The sequence below is a fragment of the Pseudoalteromonas rhizosphaerae genome (genome assembly GCF_902498845.1).
Lineage (GTDB): Bacteria > Pseudomonadota > Gammaproteobacteria > Enterobacterales > Alteromonadaceae > Pseudoalteromonas > Pseudoalteromonas rhizosphaerae.
In genome coordinates this window covers 1-19,557 of the sequence record NZ_CABVLM010000004.1, presented here as the reverse complement: position 1 = coordinate 19,557, position 19,557 = coordinate 1, and the positions used below count along the sequence as shown (strand labels likewise).

Below are 19,557 nucleotides of genomic sequence, written 5' to 3'. Positions count from 1 at the left end.
CAGTTATTCACTCTCTGCTCCTTGCATAAATTCTACTCGTACTTGTAAGCCGCCTAATTCACTGTCGGCTAAAGAAATACTTGCATCATAAATTGTTACTATATGTTCAACTATCGCCATACCTAATCCGGCACCTTGCTCTCCAGAGGGGTGTTTATCACCTCCAACACGGTAAAAACGGTTAAAAATTCGTGCTTTATGGGCATCATCAATGCCAGGACCTGAGTCATCAATCTGCCAACCATACGCACCTTGCTGATTGCTTAAGCGGATCACTATATTGCCACCACTGGGCGTATATTTTATGGCGTTACTTAATAAATTACTAAATAAGGTTGCCAAGGTAAATTGGTCACCATTAATAACATAATCATCGCCTTCAATACTGATCATATGTTGTTTTGCATCAAGTCGTTCGTATAGCTGTGCAACCACTTGTTGACTGACCTCTAGCACTGAAATTGGGCTAAATTGTGCCTGCCATTGCTCTGGATAGGTGCGTCCCAAAATCAACATTTGCTCAACAATATTACTAAGTTTATCGATACCTTGCGCCATTGCATCAAGTTCCAAGCAACCATCACCTTGTGCGCGTAGATTATGAACATTTATTTTTAAACTACTTAGCGGGGTGCGTAATTCGTGGGCAGCATCTGAGGCAAAAAAGCGCTCTCTTAAGTAGGCACTTTCTACACGTTTAAACAGATCATTTAACCGTGAGATCACCGGTTTAATTTCGTATTCGCTCACTTGCCAATTAATGGCAGTAAAGTCATTGGCTTGTCGCGTTTTTAATAATGTTGAAAGGCGTGTTAAGGGCCTCAATCCTTGTTTGACAAATAGACTGATCAACACCGCAAGCAGTGGCACACTCCAAAGCAAAGGTGTCATTGCTGACAAAATCATGGTCTCACTAAGTTCATAACGTTTACTCAGCGGCTCAGCCACCAGCACTTGTTTTGTCTGCATGGTTAATCTGAATACTCGCATCCGCTGCCCGGCTAAGTTTTCAACACTAAATCCGTTCAGTCTTGGTTTTTGCGCCAGTTCAGCTAATGATTTAGACGCGCTAAGCAAATTGTTATCTTGCCAAATTTGAAACAGTAATCGAGTTAGATCACTTCTTAACACTGGCTTGTCGCTGTGTATAGGTTGCTCGATCAGTACATGAGCAATGGTTTGCAATTCGTTATCAAGTAGCAGCTCGGCCTGGCTCATACTTTCGCGGTAGCCTTTGCTGAATGCCAAAAAGCAAGTCAGGATCACCGTTGATAAAATAATCAGCGTTAATCTGCGTTTAATTGACACTAACGTTTACCTACCACATAACCTATGCCACGTAAGGTTTTAATTAGATCTTTAGGGAGCTTTTTACGTAGATGATGAATATGCACCTCAATAGTATTTGAACCTACTTCTTCGCCCCATTCATATAGTTTGCTCTCTAATTGTTGTTTGGACAATACGCGCCCTTGATTTTCAAAAAGTGCTTTTAGTAACATAAACTCTTTACGCGGCAGGTTTACCGGTTCCTGATCAAGTGTGACTGTAAAAGCGGAGGTATCCATTTCTACATTTGCTACATTAATAGTACTTGATTGCGCATGAGTTACGCGCCGACTAGCGACTCTTAAACGGGCAAATAATTCAGCAGGATCGAATGGCTTAGCTAAATAATCATCAGCACCTAAATCTAGCCCTTGTACTTTGTCGTCAATACTACCGCGTGCCGTTAAGATCACTACAGGTAAGTTAGGGCGATGCTTTTTGACGTGTTTTAATACATCAATGCCATCGCCATCAGGTAGTCCTAAATCAAGTACAAGTAGTTCGATCTCGTCATTTTCGAGCCATTGCATGGCTGATTTTATACTAGCACAGTGCTCTACACTGTAACCTTGTTGGCGAAGTGAACGACATAATCCTTCAGCCACTAACTTATCATCTTCAACCAGTAGTAAATGCATATTATCTCTTTAGTTTCTTATCTACTTTTACCAATAACTGGGTGATCTCTTGCTGGCGGTATAAATCCGCTTTTGGCCTATCAGGGCGTGCCGGTGCCTGTTGAGCGGCAAGTAAATGTGTTTTTGCCTTTTTGTATTCTCTTTCGTCATACAAAAATGCCGCGTATAAGTAATTACTATCGATACCGTTTGGATTAATAGCAAGCGCTTGGTTAAATAATGCATTCGCTTTGTCATCATCACCAAATCCAATTGGCCAACCCGGTACTTTACTATATAGGGTCGCTAAACTGGTGTAAGCAGAGCCTGATAACGCATTGGCATCAATTTCTATGGCTTGCTCTAACTGTGCTTTAGCATCTTTTGCTAATCCTAATGCACCTAAGCCGCCTTTTGCCCCAGCATAACTAGATAGCACAATACCATACCAAATATGGCTTTGTGCCTGATCATCATAGGTCTTTGCAAACTCAGCGGCCTGCTCTGATAACTTTTCAAATGCATTGAGCTGCGCTTTATCTACTAATTCATAATTCACAGTTGCCCAACTTGTTTGCACCTGAGTTAATTCGCTAGCAAGATCGGCATGCGCTGCGCTGGTTAAAAATATCCCAGTTAACAAGCAGCTAGTATAAAGTAGTTTAGTCATAGTCATTCACCTTTATCAATTTTATCTGCAAAAAAACTTTTAATTTTAGGAAGTTGTTTTGCAATTGCGTTATCTACTAAGGATGGAAAAGCACCATTTAGTTTGACAAATAAGCGTTCTGGAAAACCAATGTAACTGCGTGAATTTCCAGATTTCAATAATGAAATAAGCGCATCTGCCACTTTATCAGGTGGATCCATTGTATTGCCTAAAGCTTTATTCATCGCGCGTACTTGCACTGAATTGATATTTGTATCAGTTGCTCTAGGTGCTAAATATAATATTTTTACATCACAGTGACTGAGTTCGCGGGCCAGCGCTTCGGTCATTCCTCGTAAACCAAATTTACTTGCGCAATATAAGGTTTGATAAGGGTAACCAATACTACCAAACGATGATCCCACATTAACAATTGAGCCTTTTTTAGCTAAAATTTGTGGTAAAAATAGTTGGCATAACTTAATTGGCACCGACAGATTAACGATCAGTAAGTCATCTATTTGCTGCTCCGTCATTTCACTAAAACCTTGCATCACATTAATGCCAGCGTTATTGATAAGCATTGTTGCACCACCAAGTGATTTAGCATGTTCAAGTAATTTTTGGCGAGTCTGTGCTGATGTTAAATCACCAATAAATATCTCACAGTCTTGGCCACACTTAACCTGTAATGCCTCTAGTTGTGCTTGTTGACGACCAACTAACAGTAAACGCCAGCCATGCTGAATCAACTTTAATGCTACGGCTTGACCAATTCCGCCTGTCGCACCTGTTAATACGCAAAGTGGACGGTTCATGCAGTTTGCTCCAAGTCGCTACTTGCAAACTGTGGATCTGTATCTAATTCACGAAAAATATTGCCATATAACTTATAAAAACATTTAGCGGCATGCACAATCGCTTGTTGATCTGCAGGAGACTCTATTTTATTCATCAGATCTTCAAAAAACTTCACATGCTCAATATCCAAAGCTCCATGAGATGTTAAATAGCTAAATGCCTTTTTAGGTAATCCGGTCATATTGGCTATATTACTTGCCGCATTATCGGCTAACGCAATTGAAGTACCTTCGAGTACATGCACCATGCCAAAAAATGCCAATGGATTACCACGATTAATTGTATCGTAGGCATAAGCAACCATTAACTCGGTGGCAAATTTGGGAGCACTTTGACGTACTTGTTGTTTATCAAAACCACAGGCTGCAATATCATTGAGCACCCACTCTTGATGACCTATTTCTTCTTCTATATATTGTGCAACAGCCTCGCGGATCCACTCTTGTTCAGTCGATAATTTCGCGCCCACGGCCATCATTAATGGCACCGTATGTTTAACGTGATGATAGGCTTGAGCTAAAAATGAAGCATACTCAGTTGTGCTTACTTGCCCCTTGAATACTCGAGCAATGATCGGTGCAGCCAGTAAATACTCGCGTTCTGCTTGGGTTTGTGATTTTAATGTCTCGAAAAAATTGCTCATAATATTGCCTCACTGTACAGTGCTGTTAGTTGTGCATGATAATAGTTTGCTATTGCTTGGCGTTTAGGGCGGTTATTACTGGTTAATAATCCCCGCTCTGCAGTAAGTGGTTCAGCTAAGCGATGAAATGTTTTAATTTGGGCATATTCAGGTAATTGTGCGTTAATACCTCTACAATGCTCGGCTAATACCTCATCAGTCATATTTACTGATGCATAAATAAGTGCTACTAAATGCGCTTTACCTTCACCAAAGACAACAGCTTGTTGTACTTCACTGTTACTGAGTAGCAAAGATTCAGGCCACTCAGCGCTGATGTTGCGCCCAAAACTAGTAATAATTTGGTTTTTTAAACGCCCCTTAATAGTTAACCGACCTTGTTGTTGATCAACCAAATCACCGGTTGCATACCAACTCGTTTGATCATGGGGTTGTTGACCTAAATAGCCTAAAAATAAGGGTCCTTTAATAAATAGCTGCCCGTCTACCAGTTTGCTTTGCAAGTGATTTAACACCCGCCCTGCACACTCTATGTCATCATCATTTGGCGTGTTTAAGCTCACCACTGATGAAGCTTCAGATAAACCATAACCTTGATAAACTGGTAACCCTAAACTACGCGCCACAGTGATCAATTCACTGCTGAGTACAGCGCCACCAACGGCAATAAATTTCAGGCTCTTTGGTACTGTCCATCCCTGCTTGGCAAACCAAACTAAACAGGTCAATAATTCTGGCACCAAAATAAGCGTATTCGGTTGCACACGATCAATGGCATTGATCAGTTGACTGGCATCATTTAATTTTGCCCCAGAGAAGCCTAATTCTGGCAGTGTCATAACATGCACTTCACCTGCGGCTAATAACGGTGCAAAAACCCCTGCAATGTTTTCAAGTAATACTGGCAAAGGTAATAAACACAGATGTTTTGGCTGTTTTATCGCTATTTTTTTATGCAATGAGGTCGCCACTTGTAATTGACTTTGTAAAGATAAACACACTCCCTTTGGCTCACCGGTAGAGCCTGAAGTAAACGTCACTTTTTGGGTATCTGTAAAAAATGTTGTAGGGCTCGACGCGCTTACTTTATAGATATAAAGCGGGTAGCGGGTTAACACGCTCAAGGTCGCAATACATTCTAACCCGTCAAGTTCACAGGGGGTGTCGCTGATAAAATGCGAAACGCCGCTTTTATTCACGCTATTAGTTAGCTGTTGTGGGCTAAAAAAGGTCGGCAGCGGAATGCTTACTTGTTGTAACTCAATCAATGCAAAGTCAACAATTAACCAAGCAGGCGTATTGTCCATTACAAACGCCACGGCTGACATATCAAGCGCTTTAAAGTCGATAATTAACTCTGCCACTGCTTGCATCAGCATCTGTTTACTGATCGGCTGCATTTGTTGGTCATGATGATCAACAATCACAGTATCAAGCGCTGCGTGTGGTAATTTCGATAAAAACCCCATTATGCCTCCAATTGCGATGCTAGTTGGCAACTCGCTTGATGATAGTGCTGTTTAATATTAAACAAATGAGGTGTGTTTATTACGCAATCATGAGCAGCCGCTAAATCAACCACACACAGTGTTGGTTTATTTTCATAATAAGTCCCCCAATCTGCTGGGTTATCAAGTGCCTGACTATTGGCTAATGCAATTTCAGTGCAATTAACTGAGAGCATTTTTAATAATGCTCTAACCTTTGCAGTGGCACAAAATACCAAACGTTTTGCGCCAATTTGATAAAGTGCTTCATTCATTAGTACAAAATGAGCGAGAGTAGCTTTGCGATTTGTTGAGCATAAATTACCAAGCTCGTAAATATCTTCCCTCGGTACATCAACAAAGTATTCAATCGGCTCTGGTAAGTATTGCTCGATAAAAAGTGATTGAGTAGCAGCTCTAAGTCCCAGCGTGCAAGAATCAGCGGCAATACTTAATTGGCATAACACCGGCATAAACTGCTTAATATTGGCGCCGTAAGCTCTGGCAAAACTCGCTTTAACGACTTGCTCTAATTGCACACGAAATGGCATGTTTGCATTAGCACACACATAATCATGTGTGTTGGTAACAGGCAAGTTAGTAACTTGAAGTGATTGCATAGTGTTCGCTCTTTTTAGACTATGGGTAAAATCTAACGAGCAAAACTTAAATAAACCTTAAGAAAAATTAATTTTTATAAAAAAACCCAAACAATGTTTGGGTCAGTGATTACGTAACTGGAGATTTCAGGAATAATAAGCCACATCTACCCGCTAATTGCGGGCTTATGCAAGTAAATTTAAGACAGTTAGCGTTTAATTTACTTGCTGGAGATAGACTTATTATCCGACGCTCTGATTATCTATTTTTTATGTAACGCTTCGATGCGCGCCAATAAGCTTGATGTGTCAAAACGCCCACCACCAAGTGCTTGTACGTCAGCGTAGTACTGATCGACCGTCGCGGTCATTGGTAAAGTGGCACCATTATTTTTTGCTTCATCTAACGCAATACCTAAATCTTTACGCATCCAATCAACAGCAAAACCAAATTCGTACTCACCTGCCCACATGGTTTTGTAACGGTTTTCCATTTGCCATGAACCAGCCGCACCTTTTGCAATCGTCTCAATGACTTTTTCGCCATCAAGGCCTGCTTGTTTGGCAAAATGTAAGCCCTCGGCCAAGCCTTGTACAACGCCCGCGATACAGATTTGATTAACCATCTTACACAACTGCCCAGAGCCAACTTCGCCAAGTAACTGGCTAAAACGGCTAAATGCCGCCATAACTGGTTGTACTTTTGCAAACACTGCTGAGTCGCCACCAGCCATGACTGTTAATACACCATTTTCAGCACCAGCTTGACCACCCGATACTGGCGCATCAATAAACGCAATATCTTTTAGTGCCGCATTAGCGGATACTTCGCGCGCAACTTCGGCTGAAGTCGTAGTGTGATCGACTAAAATAGTGCCTGCTTGCATACCTTTAATCACCCCGTCAGCACCATAAACGACTGAGCGTAAATCATCATCGTTACCTACACACATAAATACGATATCTGCATGTTCTGCGGCTTTTGCTGGCGTTAATGCCACCTGACCTGCGTATTTTTCTGCCCATTGCTGTGCTTTTGCTGTGGTACGGTTATACACGGTTATTTGATGACCGGCAGTTGCTAAATGACCCGCCATTGGATAACCCATTACACCTAAACCGATAAATGCGACTTTCATTGACATAAAATTGACCTATTTCAGTGGTAACTTAAAAAGATAATTTGATTATCTCAACCGAACAGTAAAAAAGCGAATGAAAAAGTCTTCATTAAATTTCTTCATGGACGACACAAAATAGGTAACCTATGGATAGCATATATCAATTCAGTGCCCCGCTTTATAACGGCGAAAATTTTGCCTTAAGTCAGTTAAAAGGCAAAACGATTTTAATCGTCAATACCGCCAGTAAGTGTAACTTTTCGGTGCAGTTAAGCGCACTCGAGAAACTATATCAGCAATATAAAGCGAATGGTTTTACTGTGCTGGCATTTCCGTGCAATCAATTTGACTACAATGAGCCAATAGACAACATTGATATTAAAGACTTTTATCAACAACAGTTTAATGTTAGTTTTCCTGTGTTTAGTAAAGTAATGGTCAATGGCCCTGATGCTCACCCGTTATTTAACTATTTAAAAGCACATACCCGAGGAATTGCACAAAATCGTGCTATAAAATGGAATTTCACCAAGTTTCTAATAAACTCTGAGGGACAATTGGCGGTACGTTATGCACCGCGCACTAAACCCGACACCTTGAAACAGGTCATAGAGAGTAATATTAATGATGCAACTAACGGTAGCGCTTTTCAGTTCGCAAAAATATGAACATGCATCTTTTGATGCCTGTTTAAACAATCAAACACGTATCAAATTAACCCGTTTTGAACAATCTCTTGATGCGAAAAGTGCCATACTTAGCCAAGGCTTTGATGCTGTATGCGTATTTGTAAACGATATCGTTGATAAAACGGTTATTGATCAGCTTGCTCAATTCGGCGTGAAATGTATTTTATTACGCTGTGCTGGCTTTAATAACGTTGACCTAGCTGCGGCACATGCCCATAACATCAAAGTATGCCGAGTACCCGCTTACAGTCCTGAGGCAGTTGCAGAGCACTGTGTAGCATTAATGCTTACCCTCAATCGCAAAACTCACAAAGCCTATAACCGTATCCGTGAAGATAATTTTGATTTAAATGGCTTGCTTGGCTTTAACTTATTCAAGAAAACCATTGGTATCATTGGCTGTGGAAAAATTGGCTTGGCTTTAGTAAATATACTCAATGGCTTTGGTGCAAATGTATTGGTTTGCGACCCTTATGCAGTACCAGGCAATTATACAATTTGTGATCTAGACACTTTATTAAGTCAAAGCGATGTGATCTCTTTGCACTGCCCGTTAACCGAGCAAACTCATCATATGATCAACGAACACGCTTTTGCCAAAATGAAGCAAGGGGTGATGCTTATAAACACTTCCCGCGGCGCATTAGTTGATAGCAAAGCCTGTATTGGCGCACTTAAAACTAAAAAATTGGGTTATTTAGGGCTAGATGTGTACGAACAAGAGTCAGAACTATTCTTTAAAGACCGCAGTGATGAAATTATGCAAGACGATGTGTTTTCGCGTTTGGTAAGTTTTCCAAACGTACTGGTCACCGGCCACCAAGGCTTTTTTACCAAAGAAGCATTAAGTGAAATTGCGCAAATCACCGTAAATAATGCACTTGAGTTCGCCAATAACCAACCACTAAGTAATGAAGTTAAATAAGGGGTTGATTTAGGTGCTAGGTGCTAGGTGCTAGGTGCTAGGTGCTAGGTGCTAGGTGCTAGGTGCTAGGTGCTAGGTCAAAGTTTAAAAACTAAGGCTTAAAAAATCAACCAAGTTAGCTTGGTTTAAGCCGGTTAAGTTGCATAAGCTGGAGTAACAAATATCTGTTCTAACACTATTTAGAGTTCAGCTAATAGGCTGCTATGAGGGATAAGCGGACGTAATACTATTGTCCGCTTTGTAAAGAATTTATGAAATTTGGTAGGTGGCTTTCCCTCCTTCTATGGAGCTGAAGGTGCCACTTTTACCTACTAGGTTATTTTCATGGCTACTATCAACTATAGTAAATTCGCTTGATGCAATTCCACTCTCAAATCTTCCATCATGTTTTATTGTGAGTAAAACTTGTTCATTGTTTTTATCATATGTAATGGTTTCAAATCCGTTGAACAGAGCATCACCACTTTCGCTGTAGTAAAGCTGATACCTTACTTCGCTATTACCATTAATATCACCTGAGTAAGCTTGTTGTACCAATGCGGCACTCAATTTCTTACCCTTTTCAAATTCTTGTTCAACGGTTTCTTGCCAGTCGGTAATTTGAAATGTACCTTTTAACTCCATAGTTTTTTCCTTTTAATCAACCTAACAAAAAAATGTTACTACGTTATTAGTTGCTTGATATAGTAAAAACGCGACAATAAACAAAAGACTGATCAGATTTGAAAATAAATAATGAAGAAATAAAAGGGGTATTACACCGTCAGGTGAGTGAAGAGAACTATCACTTACGTAGATATTTTCCAAGTGACCTTTTTAATGGGTTTATTGAACAATTTTGGTTTGTGAATTGGAACTTAGAAGAGCAAAAAACTCATACTCAACAAAACTTACCAGATCCAAATTTTCACTTAATTATCAGTAAAGAAGGGGTTAAGTTATTGGGGCCTGTGAGCAAAAAATACTCTTATAAAATGGAAGGGGTAGGACGAATAATAGGTGTGAAATTTGAAACTGGAGCCTTAAAGGAACTTTTACCTCTGCCGATTGAAGATTATGTTAATAAAGAGGTACTAGCCAAAAAGATATTTGGCTTAGATTTCGTAAATAATTTAATATCTTTATATGAACATGAAAACGATTTAGAGGTTATTAGCTATATTCATGATAATCTTGCTTCTTTTGTTCAACCGATCACTAAGTCAAAAGCTATCACTCAAAGTTTGGTCTCATTGATCAAAAATAATGAAAATATTTGTACAGTTAAGCAAGTAGCAAGCTATGCTAACATCTCTTCACGATCTGTTCAGCGACACTTCTCAGAATATGTAGGTCTTAGTCCTAAATGGCTTATACGTAAGTACAGACTTAGTAGGGTTTTAGATGAACTTGAAACCAACTCCGTTAGCATCTTAGATATTGTTACCCAATTGGAATATGTTGATCAATCTCACCTTATTCGAGATTTTAAAGAAATTTTAGGAATAACTCCGAACAGATACAACAAACTAAAGTGAATTTTTATATCCTAGTAGAGTCAATATCGGCTTATGGCACACTCACGAAGTTCTGTTTGGAGCGAGAAGCAGACGGCCAGAAAAACTCGTTTTTGGACAGAAACGTGTCAGAACAGTACGATCTGACACGCGTATGGAAAAGAATAATTAGTGCAGGTTTCCTCTGACTTACCAAGACCTTTATCTTTCTACCAGTATTTGCGGCTGGCAAAAAGATGTCCCCGTATCTTTAAAGGCTCTTTAGTTCACTTAGAGAAAACGATCTTGATACATTGTTGGGGTTAAAGAAACGCTCCTCTTTTGGCGTATCATCATCAAATTTAAATGGCTCATGGTTAACTCCATTTTTTGTCAACCTAGTTCCATTTGGAAGTGTGACTTCATAGTGGGGTGTACGGCCAATGCCTGTATTTCCAAAAACCACAGTAGACTCTTCATAACCGCGGAGAGAGGCAATCACTTTACGAATATAGACAGGGTTTTCTACTTTTAATTTTTTTAAAAAATCGATGTCGATAGTTAATTTGCTCATCTAATAACCTTCATTTAAAACTTGTAGTTTCACTAAATCAGTGTGTTAAGATTGATACTTCAATATTTTATATGTGGCAGCCGTCTTGAAAAGCAGTGGTCTATCGTCTTGAGCGGTGATATTAACCTTACTTGGCTTTAACTCGTAGCCTCCAATCTGATGACACAACAGGAATTTGACTAACGATCCAATGAGCTGTTTCAGCCTATTTACTTTGTCTTCATCATTTGACATCAGTATATCTAACTTTAATAGCTCGGGAGTAAGAGCTTCAAGAGGACTCTTTCCTAGATAAACAGCGGTTTCAATACGAATAATATTTTCTGGCTTTTGAAGGAAGGCCCATACTGCTTGCCCTTCAGGTTCCTTAAATAGTGGGATAAATGAGCGGTGAAGATAATCTGTAACCAACATTGCACTAACCTATTTATATAACACACAAATACACTACATATAAAAGAACATAGTGTAAAGTGTTATTATTATTATAGTGAACGAAAAAGTTCTGAGTTGTATCAAACTTTGGGGCAGAAACGAGTTGATTATGAATGACTGCTCATGGCACAGAACCGCCCTTCAGCCTAACTCATGACTGTCCATAGACGGGTTTTAAATATAACTCGTCTCGCCCCATTCCAAGCCAGAACCCTTTGCTTACATCATTAGACTACTTAATTATTTTCGGATAAAATACGCACTCGCGGCTGCACATGAATTTCAGTCAACTTTAGAGAGAATACGATGATTGTAGAAAATGTGCTTCCTGAAGATTACGCAAAAATGCTGAATGTTTGGGAAAACTCAGTCCGAGCAACTCATGACTTCATAACAGAAGAAGATATTGAGTTTTTTAAACCAATTATCATTGAGCAGGCTTTTCCTGCTGTCACGTTAAGATGTATTAAAAGTAATGATGGCTCAATTCTAGGCTTCGTGGGTATCCATGATTCTAAGGTTGAAATGCTGTTCATTTTAAACGAGGCAAGAGGGCATGGTATTGGTAAGGTGCTACTGCAATACGCAATAGAGCAGTTAGGTGCAACCAAAGTCGATGTAAACGAACAAAACCCGCAAGCAGTAGGTTTCTATGAGCATATGGGTTTTAAAGTAGTTTCTCGTTCACCACTTGATGATATGGGAAAACCTTTTCCAATTCTGCATATGACACTTTAAAGCTCGGTTTGTCGTAACCAAGTTTGTTAGAAGAAACGCCCAAAGCTAATAACTTTGGGCGTTTCCGTATACGCGAGCGTTGTTCTAACTTGACTAACCCTTGCCCCATTCCGAGTTAGATTTACCGCACAGTAAAGTACAACACTCACCAAACTGTACCTTATTTTAAACAAGCACCTAGGCAACAATGATGAAGGTGTTTACTGCTAAATACAGAACTTAAAAACTGCACTTATTAAGTATATAACCCCTCTAACCCAGGCAGATCAAAAAACTGAGAGGGTTTACCGTTTTTTACTTGATGTTGATAGTTTAGACGATTGCTGCTGGTAACTAATATACAGTGCTTTTTTGCTCTAGTAATACCAACAAAATGTAGATTCAGCTCTTGCTCCCAGTTGTCGTAATGAACATCCCATGACCCTTGAACAACACGCCTTTTGGGGTGTACCCAGTCATAAAGATCTAAATGATAAACCACATCAAATTCCAGTCCTTTGGATTTGTGAAGAGTCATTACTTGTACTTCATTTTCGTTAATTGGCATGTAATGTTTTAGTAGTTTGCTATCAACACAAATATTATGAATTAGCTCTTTATCTGAATCTGAAACGACACAATCAAAAATACCTTCAGAAATCTTAATAATCGATTCTGCCAACTCTCCATATTCTTTACCTATTACATCAAAAATCAATCTCCGAAGATTAACGACCTGTTGCTCTTGAACTCTTATGTACCGATCAACCGTTTCGATTACATCGTTAATTCTATAATCTTCATTAAGACGATACCGTAATAAACTTGCATACAAGTTAGTGATACGAGTATTTCTTACAGCCAATGGATCTTCATCAAAAATTCTAAAAGGAACTTTTAGCTTTTGCTCTAGAAATTCCAGAGATATATTGTTTCTAACTAGAATACCTATTTTTGAATAAGAGTCTGTTATACCTTTTTCGATAATACCTTGGATAGAGTCACTAACTTGTTCAGACACATTAAGCTGAGTACCTTGATAACTCCATCTATGAACTCTTATTTCATCAGTAGAAATTAAATCGCAAGTTGGATTAAACAATCTGTTTGAATAGTTGGTAATTGAAGGGTGGCACCTGTGGTTTATATTAACTATGTGGTGTTCAAAGACATCAGGCTGCGCAGTTAAACTTGTAATATATTCTGGGTTACTTCCTCGCCACGCATAAATTGACTGCTGTGTATCCCCAACTGCAACACCTGTTAAACCTAGATCTATTAATTTTAAAAATAACATATGTTGAGGTTCAGATGAATCCTGATACTCATCAACATAAAGAGAAGAATACTTTGCTCGAAAGTAATTTTGGCAGGCTAATGAGGTATTTAGAATATGGTTAGCCATTACGCCTAACAGCTCAAGTAAAACATACCCATTTTCATATAAAATCTTAATATCTTGTTCAAATGTTGAATAAATGTCAGTTTTGATGTCACCAGAGTATCCAGAAATGGTAGGAATTTGCTCTTTTAAATTTTGAGGAACTTCATCGAATAATTTGCACTCTACAGCCGAAGAAGAGTGACCAATCAACCGTGCACCAAATGGGTAAATTATTTCACTTAAACAAAAATGATCAATGGTCCCGAAATAGCTAGCCTTTAAATCGCACGCACCTTTTTTGCACCGTTGTTTTAATTCTTTGCTGGCCTTTACCGTAAACGTAATACCAATCACGCCCTTATAGTCAGGGAGCGATTGGACTTCATTTCTTATTTTCTCTACGACAACAGTTGTTTTACCGCTTCCTGGGCAAGCAGTAATAACCATATTCGCTCTTGAAGCTATAGCAGCGTCTTGATCAGGGGTAAATTTAAAATCAGCCATACTAAGCTATTGCCCTAGCTACTGCGAATGCTAAGGGCTTTGCCAGTTCACCACTGACCAACTTGGCAAACGCGCCTCTATTTTGTGAAATAAACTCTCGCATTCTAATCGCTTTTTTACCTTGCAAATACTTGATGGCATCTACTACGTCCTCTTTATCTGCGAAAGCTAAAAGCTCGGCTTTCAACTCAAGTGCAATATCATTCTCAAGGTCTATTTTTGATAAGAACATACCATTTGGATTTACTTGGTTAGAAGCATTTTGCCAAGCACCATTATCAACAAGGTCTTGTGATGTAGTATTCGCCGGATAATATGGAGCATTGGGTAAACCCTTTAGAGAAAAACAGCGATTAAACCCTACAGCTCTTTTATCTGTTCTCCCCCTCGTTCCAGAAACGTCATTGTCCGTTCTCAGCACCCAAGGGATTTCCATTGCATCAAGTATCTGGCAATAAACTTTAAATTGAATACCATCAACACATAAGATTGTTATGTTGTAAAAATCTAAATCAAACCCTAATTGGATCGCTAGCTCTTCATAAAACAATTTTTCAGAAGGTCCTTCTACAAGAAATACGCAACTAGCAAAAAAAGCTTCTGCCGGAAGTATGCTCATTCTATACCCCAACTCATCCCATGCATCTGAAATACAATCGGAGCAGCCACCTTTTGCTGCTTTAGAGCCTTCAGCTGTTGAGAAGAGCCGTATAATAGAGTCAGGTTTATAACGTTCAGTTATTTGTGGAGAATGACTGGTGATAATTGTCTGGCCTGGTAATTCATGTATTAAGTAGTCAGCCAGTTTACGTTGTTGATGCGGGTGTAGGTGAGCTTCAGGTTCTTCTACACAATAGAATGTTACTTCATGTTCAGGGTCAAACTCTCTTTGACTTTTTGCCTTCCATAATGCTAACAATATCTGGTTATTTCTCCCATCACCCCCTAGCATTATTTTAGATCCTGAAGTTGAAGCTCCAAGCTCCAAATTATCAATGAACTGATTAACTTTAATGGCTCCTGTATCTAAGTGGACACTATAATCGCCATTTGTATATGATAACTTTTTTAATTCTTCATTAACTACAGATGTTGCGTCTTTAACGTAATTTAGCCCAGCTACTTTATCGTTCACTTGATTTAACTGCCCAGAAATTACATTCATTTCTGCTTGATCGGCAGCCAGGTCAGCCGCTTTAAGATTATCCAGAGATTGCTTTAGAAGTTTTTTCTTTTCTATATTAATGAACTTTTCGAGGTCTCTTCTAGAGCGAACATATCTTAGATTTAAACGCTTTAAATAAAATCTGGATTGGACTAATTCTAACTCGCCTTCTGAACAACCTATGAATATTTGGCAATCCAGTGTTGCTCTATCAGCGACCATTGAAATTACACATTTCCCATCGTCACTCACATGCCCTTTTAAAATAGATAAAACAGCATCCTCTGTGACTTCTGAAAAATATATATTTATTATAAAGGTATCTGGTTGTTCGCCATTCCTGTTGATATAAAAATCAGTTAGTTCAGGTTCTATATCACGGTCTGATAGAGACTTATCCAGCAACAAGCGCAAAGCATAAAGTAAGTTTGTTTTACCAACGTCGTTACTGCCAATCATCAAAGTTCTATCATTAAAACTCACTGATGCGGCTTTAAAATTTCTAAAACCATTGAGGTTTACTTTTTCGATTTTCAAACTATCCTCCTTGCGACTTTTTCTTCATCATACACTGTAAGCTATTCTGCATTGCTACATAAAACGACTAAAGGGCCGCATTGAATTGATTGTACATTATTGTTGGCTAGTAATGGCTGATCATTAAAGTTCATTTATCTTGATTGCAAGGAAACAGAGGGAACCTTACATTTAACTCACTTTTTAACTTTTATAAGCATGCTCTAACTTGTTTCTGTCCAAAAACGAGTTTACCCGACCGTCCGCTGATCGCTCTTTGCCGAAGTCCGGCTCAGTGCCATGAGCGGACATTTGTAACTCCGCTATAAAAGACGCGCGTTAGCGCGTCGAGTGGAGGCCGTTTTTGGCCGGAACGATTTTTGATAGCCTTGTTAACACGGATGTTACACACAATTTTAGCTTTAATGGGCATTGTCTAGCTTCCTGTGAATAAATGATACCGTTGACAAAATATCCAGTGCATCTAGCTCACTCATAGGCCACGATGTTTTTGGCGCATGAGCTACAGGATTTCTAACTGCGCCAAACAACCCTACAAGCATATTGCTAAAGCCTTTTTGTTCACTGATTTCTGTATCTGTTCTCAGAGCGTTTATCTTTAAGATTGGGTGCTTAACAGAAAATGCGGTATTAAATAGATCTGCGCCATCTGTTGTTAAAGATGACATATTGCGAATTCGTTCTGCAATACCCTTTACAGCTTCGAGGACAGCATGAAAGTAATTTTCATCAACTAGTTCAGCACGACAATAATTGAAAACCTCTTCATGAGCTCCGCGATCTTCGAGCTTTGAGCGAAGTGCGCCAGCTCGTTCTCGCGCTCCTTTCAATGTGGTTTCTTTTGTGGTTTTAGAAACCTTTCCATCTTCTCTTACCGCGAACCCAGAAAATGACAACACAACGTTTAGTTCAGAGCGGCGCCACTCAAATTTTTCTTTGTCCCTAGCGTAGCTAACTGGATCAAGCGCACGATTAATAAACATAATTAAGTGGTTTCCCACCTGATATTTATTCTGCGCTTCTGCAAGAGCATTAAACAGGCGTTTCCATTTTGTCATTGAAGGAGTGACATCTTTAATTTTGCAATCTTGAATCAGGCAACCTATTTCAGGGCCAGTTAGTCCTCGCTCAGTATCGGCTAATACCCGACAAGCGGCTTCAAGTTTCTGGGAGTTAAATGTCTCGATTCTTTGCATGATTTATAGTGTAAATAATTTATTCCATTTAATTTGATACGACATACGTTTTTGATTCGATATCGCTAATAATTGTTTGAATTAATGCTTCTGTTCGATCTATAAATTCACAAACTAAATGCTCACTCATAATGTAGAATTGAGTCTCACTTTCGTTAAGCTCCAAGGAGTTAAACATATTCAGCATTTTGTTTTTATTTTGCCTTATCGTGTCTTCGTTTTTACCTGCGAACTTTCCATTTTGATGCACAATTTCATTTCTCAGATTTTGAAACTGTCCTATTCGAGGCCATATATGCTCTATAGATGAAAATGGCAACCCAACAGTTATTTTTAAGTACTCAACTGCCTTTTTGATTATATTTCCTCCAGAAAGGCCATCATATGAAAAATCTGCTTTTACTTTGAATTTAACCTCTGTACATATTTGTGCCAAAGTACTTTCCAAAACGGTATAAACCAAAACGATCGAAGAATGATATAGATAGCTATTTATGGCTCTTTGTTCTTCTAAAAACATTTCTTGAAGTAATGCCTCATGCTCCGGGTTATCGATTGAATCTTGATATATTTGATCTCCTAAACTTTCCGTTCGTTCCTCTACAGACAGTGAAGAGAAATTCATATATTCCCGCAGGTATTTAATTTCATACGTGAACCTATCTGTTAATAGGTTTAAATTAAAAGTAACTTCTGAAACATCTTCTTTCTTAGTGAACATACAAACCTATGAGTTAACTTTTAGACATAACATCTTATAATCACTATTTTGATAGTTTATAAAACACCAAAAAGGTAGTTAATAATGTTATCAGACAAAATTAGGATTCGACTCATCAAAACAGGAATAAATTTAACTTTTTCAATAACTGGTTTTCGCTCTCAGCCGAACTTCGTAAAAGTGCCAGAAACAGACATTGGTAACGCCCGTAGCTGCGGACGCCTTGTAGTGACGAAGGAACGAAAAGGCGTTCCGACAGACTGTCGTTTATTACCCGATTATAGAGCTATTTGCTTATACAACAAATCACCATAACCAGATAATATACCACCTAAAAAAATGAAAAACGCAGTTATATATAGCGATGTGTTTTTAAGAAGTTTAAAGCGCCGCTCTTTATAAATTTCACATAGTAATTTTGCAGGGTGAATAACACTGGCCAAATTATTTAATTTTATTAAAAATACTGCTTCGCCAAATACAGCAAATAACGGAATAATAGCCCCCGCTCGTTGAATTCTTTTTCCGACACTCTCATCAATTAAATCACAACTAATCCAACCAACAACACACATCGTAGATAGAATTATAAAGAAGCACCATAAGACGAAATATTTCCATATTTTGCCTGCATCCTTATTAACTGACATGCGCAAAGATTCAGGGAATCCGTCATAAATATCCTTTAATGGTCTTTTATAGTTATCTTCTTCAGTTGCCAATTAATTACCCTTATTAAAGTGATGGATGAACTGCCCTATAACGTGGCTGTAGAATTACTCTAACAGCCAAATTCAATTAAAAAACGAGTTCCTGTAATTAACTCTAGGCGTTTTCAAAGCACTAGACAATGCATTTGGGCCCAATAAAATTGGCTGTTTTTCTTAAAAAAGAGTAATTCTACAGCCTCAACGCCCGCAACTCCGGACGATTTGAGATGGCTGCGTTTTTGCGGCCCTTTGCAAAAACGAAGACAGCTTAAAGCGTTCCGAGTGATTGCGTTTGTTAAATTTTATTGCCATAAACTTTGTGTACCTGTGAGTATAGGAGAACCATAACTCCAAATAACAGCGCCTGACGCGCCAAGAAAAAGAACTATTTTATGGATAATAGATTCATGCTTCGCATAACGGTTTATCTGCTGAAATAAAGATGGTGGTAATTGGGGTACGGCATCATTTAATAGATTACTGATATACCTTGAACGAAACTCAATAAACATTGCCATTACGCCAACTAATGCACCTGACCTTTCGAGCCACGAGCCAGCTGTTTCGAAGCTAGGCTTCATGAATGGCACAAAATTTAAAGTACCAAATATAATAAGTGTACCCATTAATAAGGCGACACATACCCAAAACTCTTTCTTCAATGCCGACTTGTATCTGTCCGCTAGTTCGATAACTTTTGGATCATTTTCGTCTGGCACGATAATTCTCGCTGGTTTAGCCATATGCTTGAGGATTCCCGCTTAGAAATTTAGACATAATGACTCCCACACGGTGTTAGCCTCCGCTTTTCGTGGGTTAGCTTAATTCAAAGCCAGAGCCATAATTAGTTTGTCTATCAACTAAACAGCAGAGGCTAACATGAATAAACATAGCATACTTTTTATCGGACTTGATACACATAAAGAATTCAATGAAGTCGCCTATATTGAAGAACATAGAGGTGCACAACCTGTTCACCTTGGTCGATTTTCCTCTTCCAAAGTTGCCGTTCAAAAGCTTGTTCGTCAGTTTGAATCTAAATACCCTGGCGCAACGTTACACTTTGTTTATGAAGCAGGCCCTTGTGGTTATTGGATTTACAGATTAATCACAAGCCTTGGCCATTGCTGTTATGTGGTTGCCCCGTCTCTTATTCCTAAAAAACCAGGCGAGAAGATTAAAACCGATAAACGTGATGCCCTTAAGCTCGCTAAATTAC

Annotated in this window: 22 protein-coding genes; 5 read left to right on the top strand and 17 right to left on the bottom strand. The window is 38.9% G+C overall.

Going from position 1 to position 19,557, the window contains the following annotated elements; translation table 11 throughout:
• Positions 1-3: 3 nt before the first annotated feature.
• The 8 genes from PSR9079_RS07285 to PSR9079_RS07250 form a co-directional block, all read right to left on the bottom strand.
• Positions 4-1,308, bottom strand: a complete 1,305-nt coding sequence (locus PSR9079_RS07285; protein ID WP_145233023.1) for an ATP-binding protein — start codon at positions 1,306-1,308, stop codon at positions 4-6.
• Positions 1,308-1,967, bottom strand: a complete 660-nt coding sequence (locus tag PSR9079_RS07280) for a response regulator transcription factor (protein ID WP_149980957.1) — start codon at positions 1,965-1,967, stop codon at positions 1,308-1,310. The genes PSR9079_RS07285 and PSR9079_RS07280 overlap by 1 nt, the downstream gene beginning before the upstream one ends.
• Before the next feature lies 1 nt (position 1,968).
• Entirely contained in the window at positions 1,969-2,616 is a 648-nt protein-coding gene (locus PSR9079_RS07275; RefSeq protein WP_149980956.1) for a hypothetical protein, read from the bottom strand.
• 2 nt (positions 2,617-2,618) lie between these two features.
• Positions 2,619-3,413: an SDR family oxidoreductase gene (locus PSR9079_RS07270; RefSeq protein ID WP_149980955.1), complete on the bottom strand. Its 795-nt coding sequence runs from the start codon at positions 3,411-3,413 to the stop codon at positions 2,619-2,621.
• On the bottom strand, positions 3,410-4,099 hold the full coding sequence (locus PSR9079_RS07265; RefSeq protein ID WP_149980954.1) for an iron-containing redox enzyme family protein: 690 nt from the start codon (positions 4,097-4,099) through the stop codon (positions 3,410-3,412). Before PSR9079_RS07265 ends, PSR9079_RS07270 begins: the two co-directional genes overlap by 4 nt.
• Positions 4,096-5,568: an AMP-binding protein gene (locus PSR9079_RS07260; RefSeq protein WP_149980953.1), complete on the bottom strand. Its 1,473-nt coding sequence runs from the start codon at positions 5,566-5,568 to the stop codon at positions 4,096-4,098. Before PSR9079_RS07260 ends, PSR9079_RS07265 begins: the two co-directional genes overlap by 4 nt.
• Complete coding sequence (locus PSR9079_RS07255) at positions 5,568-6,206, bottom strand: thermostable hemolysin (protein WP_149980952.1); 639 nt, start codon at positions 6,204-6,206, stop codon at positions 5,568-5,570. The genes PSR9079_RS07260 and PSR9079_RS07255 overlap by 1 nt, the downstream gene beginning before the upstream one ends.
• Positions 6,207-6,448: 242 nt before the next feature.
• Positions 6,449-7,330, bottom strand: coding sequence for an NAD(P)-dependent oxidoreductase (locus PSR9079_RS07250; RefSeq protein WP_149980951.1), 882 nt, complete (start codon positions 7,328-7,330; stop codon positions 6,449-6,451).
• Positions 7,331-7,452: 122 nt separating this feature from the next.
• Here PSR9079_RS07250 and PSR9079_RS07245 point away from each other — a divergent pair, with 122 nt between their 5' ends.
• Together PSR9079_RS07245 and PSR9079_RS07240 are read left to right on the top strand one after the other, a co-directional pair.
• Entirely contained in the window at positions 7,453-7,974 is a 522-nt protein-coding gene (locus PSR9079_RS07245; RefSeq protein WP_145233015.1) for a glutathione peroxidase, read from the top strand.
• Positions 7,934-8,920, top strand: a complete 987-nt coding sequence (locus PSR9079_RS07240) for a 2-hydroxyacid dehydrogenase (protein WP_149981180.1) — start codon at positions 7,934-7,936, stop codon at positions 8,918-8,920. The genes PSR9079_RS07245 and PSR9079_RS07240 overlap by 41 nt, the downstream gene beginning before the upstream one ends.
• A 249-nt stretch (positions 8,921-9,169) precedes the next feature.
• On the opposite strand, the gene PSR9079_RS07235 is transcribed toward PSR9079_RS07240, so the two are convergent.
• Complete coding sequence (locus PSR9079_RS07235) at positions 9,170-9,544, bottom strand: DUF3224 domain-containing protein (RefSeq protein WP_149980950.1); 375 nt, start codon at positions 9,542-9,544, stop codon at positions 9,170-9,172.
• A gap of 98 nt (positions 9,545-9,642) precedes the next feature.
• Between PSR9079_RS07235 and PSR9079_RS07230 the strand changes: the two genes are divergently transcribed.
• The gene (locus tag PSR9079_RS07230) at positions 9,643-10,437 is read left to right on the top strand and encodes a helix-turn-helix transcriptional regulator (protein WP_149980949.1); all 795 of its coding nucleotides are present in this window, start codon (positions 9,643-9,645) and stop codon (positions 10,435-10,437) included.
• A 229-nt stretch (positions 10,438-10,666) separates the two neighbouring features.
• Here PSR9079_RS07230 and PSR9079_RS07225 read toward each other — a convergent pair whose 3' ends face one another.
• A complete protein-coding gene (locus PSR9079_RS07225; RefSeq protein ID WP_149980948.1) occupies positions 10,667-10,969 on the bottom strand; it encodes a hypothetical protein in 303 nt (100 codons plus the stop codon).
• A 45-nt stretch (positions 10,970-11,014) separates the two neighbouring features.
• Positions 11,015-11,383, bottom strand: coding sequence for a hypothetical protein (locus PSR9079_RS07220; RefSeq protein WP_149980947.1), 369 nt, complete (start codon positions 11,381-11,383; stop codon positions 11,015-11,017).
• Between the two features lie 327 nt (positions 11,384-11,710).
• On the opposite strand from PSR9079_RS07220, the gene PSR9079_RS07215 reads away from it, so the two are divergent.
• A complete protein-coding gene (locus tag PSR9079_RS07215; protein WP_149980946.1) occupies positions 11,711-12,142 on the top strand; it encodes a GNAT family N-acetyltransferase in 432 nt (143 codons plus the stop codon).
• Between the two features lie 235 nt (positions 12,143-12,377).
• Here the strand turns inward: PSR9079_RS07215 and PSR9079_RS07210 are convergent, their stop codons facing one another.
• The 6 genes from PSR9079_RS07210 to PSR9079_RS07185 all read right to left on the bottom strand — a co-directional run bounded on the left by PSR9079_RS07210 (position 12,378) and on the right by PSR9079_RS07185 (position 19,081).
• The gene (locus tag PSR9079_RS07210) at positions 12,378-14,009 is read right to left on the bottom strand and encodes a UvrD-helicase domain-containing protein (protein ID WP_149980945.1); all 1,632 of its coding nucleotides are present in this window, start codon (positions 14,007-14,009) and stop codon (positions 12,378-12,380) included.
• Between the two features lies 1 nt (position 14,010).
• Positions 14,011-15,711 (bottom strand): ATP-dependent nuclease, encoded by a 1,701-nt coding sequence (locus PSR9079_RS07205; protein ID WP_149980944.1) that lies wholly within the window; start codon positions 15,709-15,711, stop codon positions 14,011-14,013.
• A 401-nt stretch (positions 15,712-16,112) separates the two neighbouring features.
• Positions 16,113-16,907, bottom strand: a complete 795-nt coding sequence (locus PSR9079_RS07200; RefSeq protein ID WP_149980943.1) for a TIGR02391 family protein — start codon at positions 16,905-16,907, stop codon at positions 16,113-16,115.
• 28 nt (positions 16,908-16,935) lie between these two features.
• Positions 16,936-17,628, bottom strand: a complete 693-nt coding sequence (locus tag PSR9079_RS07195) for a hypothetical protein (RefSeq protein WP_149980942.1) — start codon at positions 17,626-17,628, stop codon at positions 16,936-16,938.
• A 278-nt stretch (positions 17,629-17,906) separates the two neighbouring features.
• Positions 17,907-18,350 (bottom strand): hypothetical protein, encoded by a 444-nt coding sequence (locus PSR9079_RS07190; protein WP_149980941.1) that lies wholly within the window; start codon positions 18,348-18,350, stop codon positions 17,907-17,909.
• Positions 18,351-18,640: 290 nt separating this feature from the next.
• The gene (locus PSR9079_RS07185) at positions 18,641-19,081 is read right to left on the bottom strand and encodes a hypothetical protein (protein WP_149980940.1); all 441 of its coding nucleotides are present in this window, start codon (positions 19,079-19,081) and stop codon (positions 18,641-18,643) included.
• Positions 19,082-19,217: 136 nt separating this feature from the next.
• Here PSR9079_RS07185 and PSR9079_RS07180 point away from each other — a divergent pair.
• Positions 19,218-19,557, top strand: a 340-nt coding sequence (locus PSR9079_RS07180) for an IS110 family transposase (protein WP_149980939.1), incomplete at its 3' end; no start/stop codon positions are given.

Bases quoted from the DNA above. Each gene is read 5' to 3' on its own strand.
- PSR9079_RS07270 (WP_149980955.1), bottom strand. From the start codon at position 3,413: ATGAACCGTCCACTTTGCGTATTAACAGGTGCGACAGGCGGAATTGGT.
- PSR9079_RS07275 (WP_149980956.1), bottom strand. From the start codon at position 2,616: ATGACTAAACTACTTTATACTAGCTGCTTGTTAACTGGGATATTTTTA.
- PSR9079_RS07240 (WP_149981180.1), top strand. From the start codon at position 7,934: ATGCAACTAACGGTAGCGCTTTTCAGTTCGCAAAAATATGAACATGCA.
- PSR9079_RS07220 (WP_149980947.1), bottom strand. From the start codon at position 11,383: ATGTTGGTTACAGATTATCTTCACCGCTCATTTATCCCACTATTTAAG.
- PSR9079_RS07200 (WP_149980943.1), bottom strand. From the start codon at position 16,907: ATGCAAAGAATCGAGACATTTAACTCCCAGAAACTTGAAGCCGCTTGT.
- PSR9079_RS07210 (WP_149980945.1), bottom strand. From the start codon at position 14,009: ATGGCTGATTTTAAATTTACCCCTGATCAAGACGCTGCTATAGCTTCA.
- PSR9079_RS07185 (WP_149980940.1), bottom strand. From the start codon at position 19,081: ATGGCTAAACCAGCGAGAATTATCGTGCCAGACGAAAATGATCCAAAA.
- PSR9079_RS07195 (WP_149980942.1), bottom strand. From the start codon at position 17,628: ATGTTCACTAAGAAAGAAGATGTTTCAGAAGTTACTTTTAATTTAAAC.
- PSR9079_RS07260 (WP_149980953.1), bottom strand. From the start codon at position 5,568: ATGGGGTTTTTATCGAAATTACCACACGCAGCGCTTGATACTGTGATT.
- PSR9079_RS07215 (WP_149980946.1), top strand. From the start codon at position 11,711: ATGATTGTAGAAAATGTGCTTCCTGAAGATTACGCAAAAATGCTGAAT.
- PSR9079_RS07235 (WP_149980950.1), bottom strand. From the start codon at position 9,544: ATGGAGTTAAAAGGTACATTTCAAATTACCGACTGGCAAGAAACCGTT.
- PSR9079_RS07280 (WP_149980957.1), bottom strand. From the start codon at position 1,967: ATGCATTTACTACTGGTTGAAGATGATAAGTTAGTGGCTGAAGGATTA.
- PSR9079_RS07250 (WP_149980951.1), bottom strand. From the start codon at position 7,330: ATGTCAATGAAAGTCGCATTTATCGGTTTAGGTGTAATGGGTTATCCA.
- PSR9079_RS07245 (WP_145233015.1), top strand. From the start codon at position 7,453: ATGGATAGCATATATCAATTCAGTGCCCCGCTTTATAACGGCGAAAAT.
- PSR9079_RS07225 (WP_149980948.1), bottom strand. From the start codon at position 10,969: ATGAGCAAATTAACTATCGACATCGATTTTTTAAAAAAATTAAAAGTA.
- PSR9079_RS07255 (WP_149980952.1), bottom strand. From the start codon at position 6,206: ATGCAATCACTTCAAGTTACTAACTTGCCTGTTACCAACACACATGAT.
- PSR9079_RS07265 (WP_149980954.1), bottom strand. From the start codon at position 4,099: ATGAGCAATTTTTTCGAGACATTAAAATCACAAACCCAAGCAGAACGC.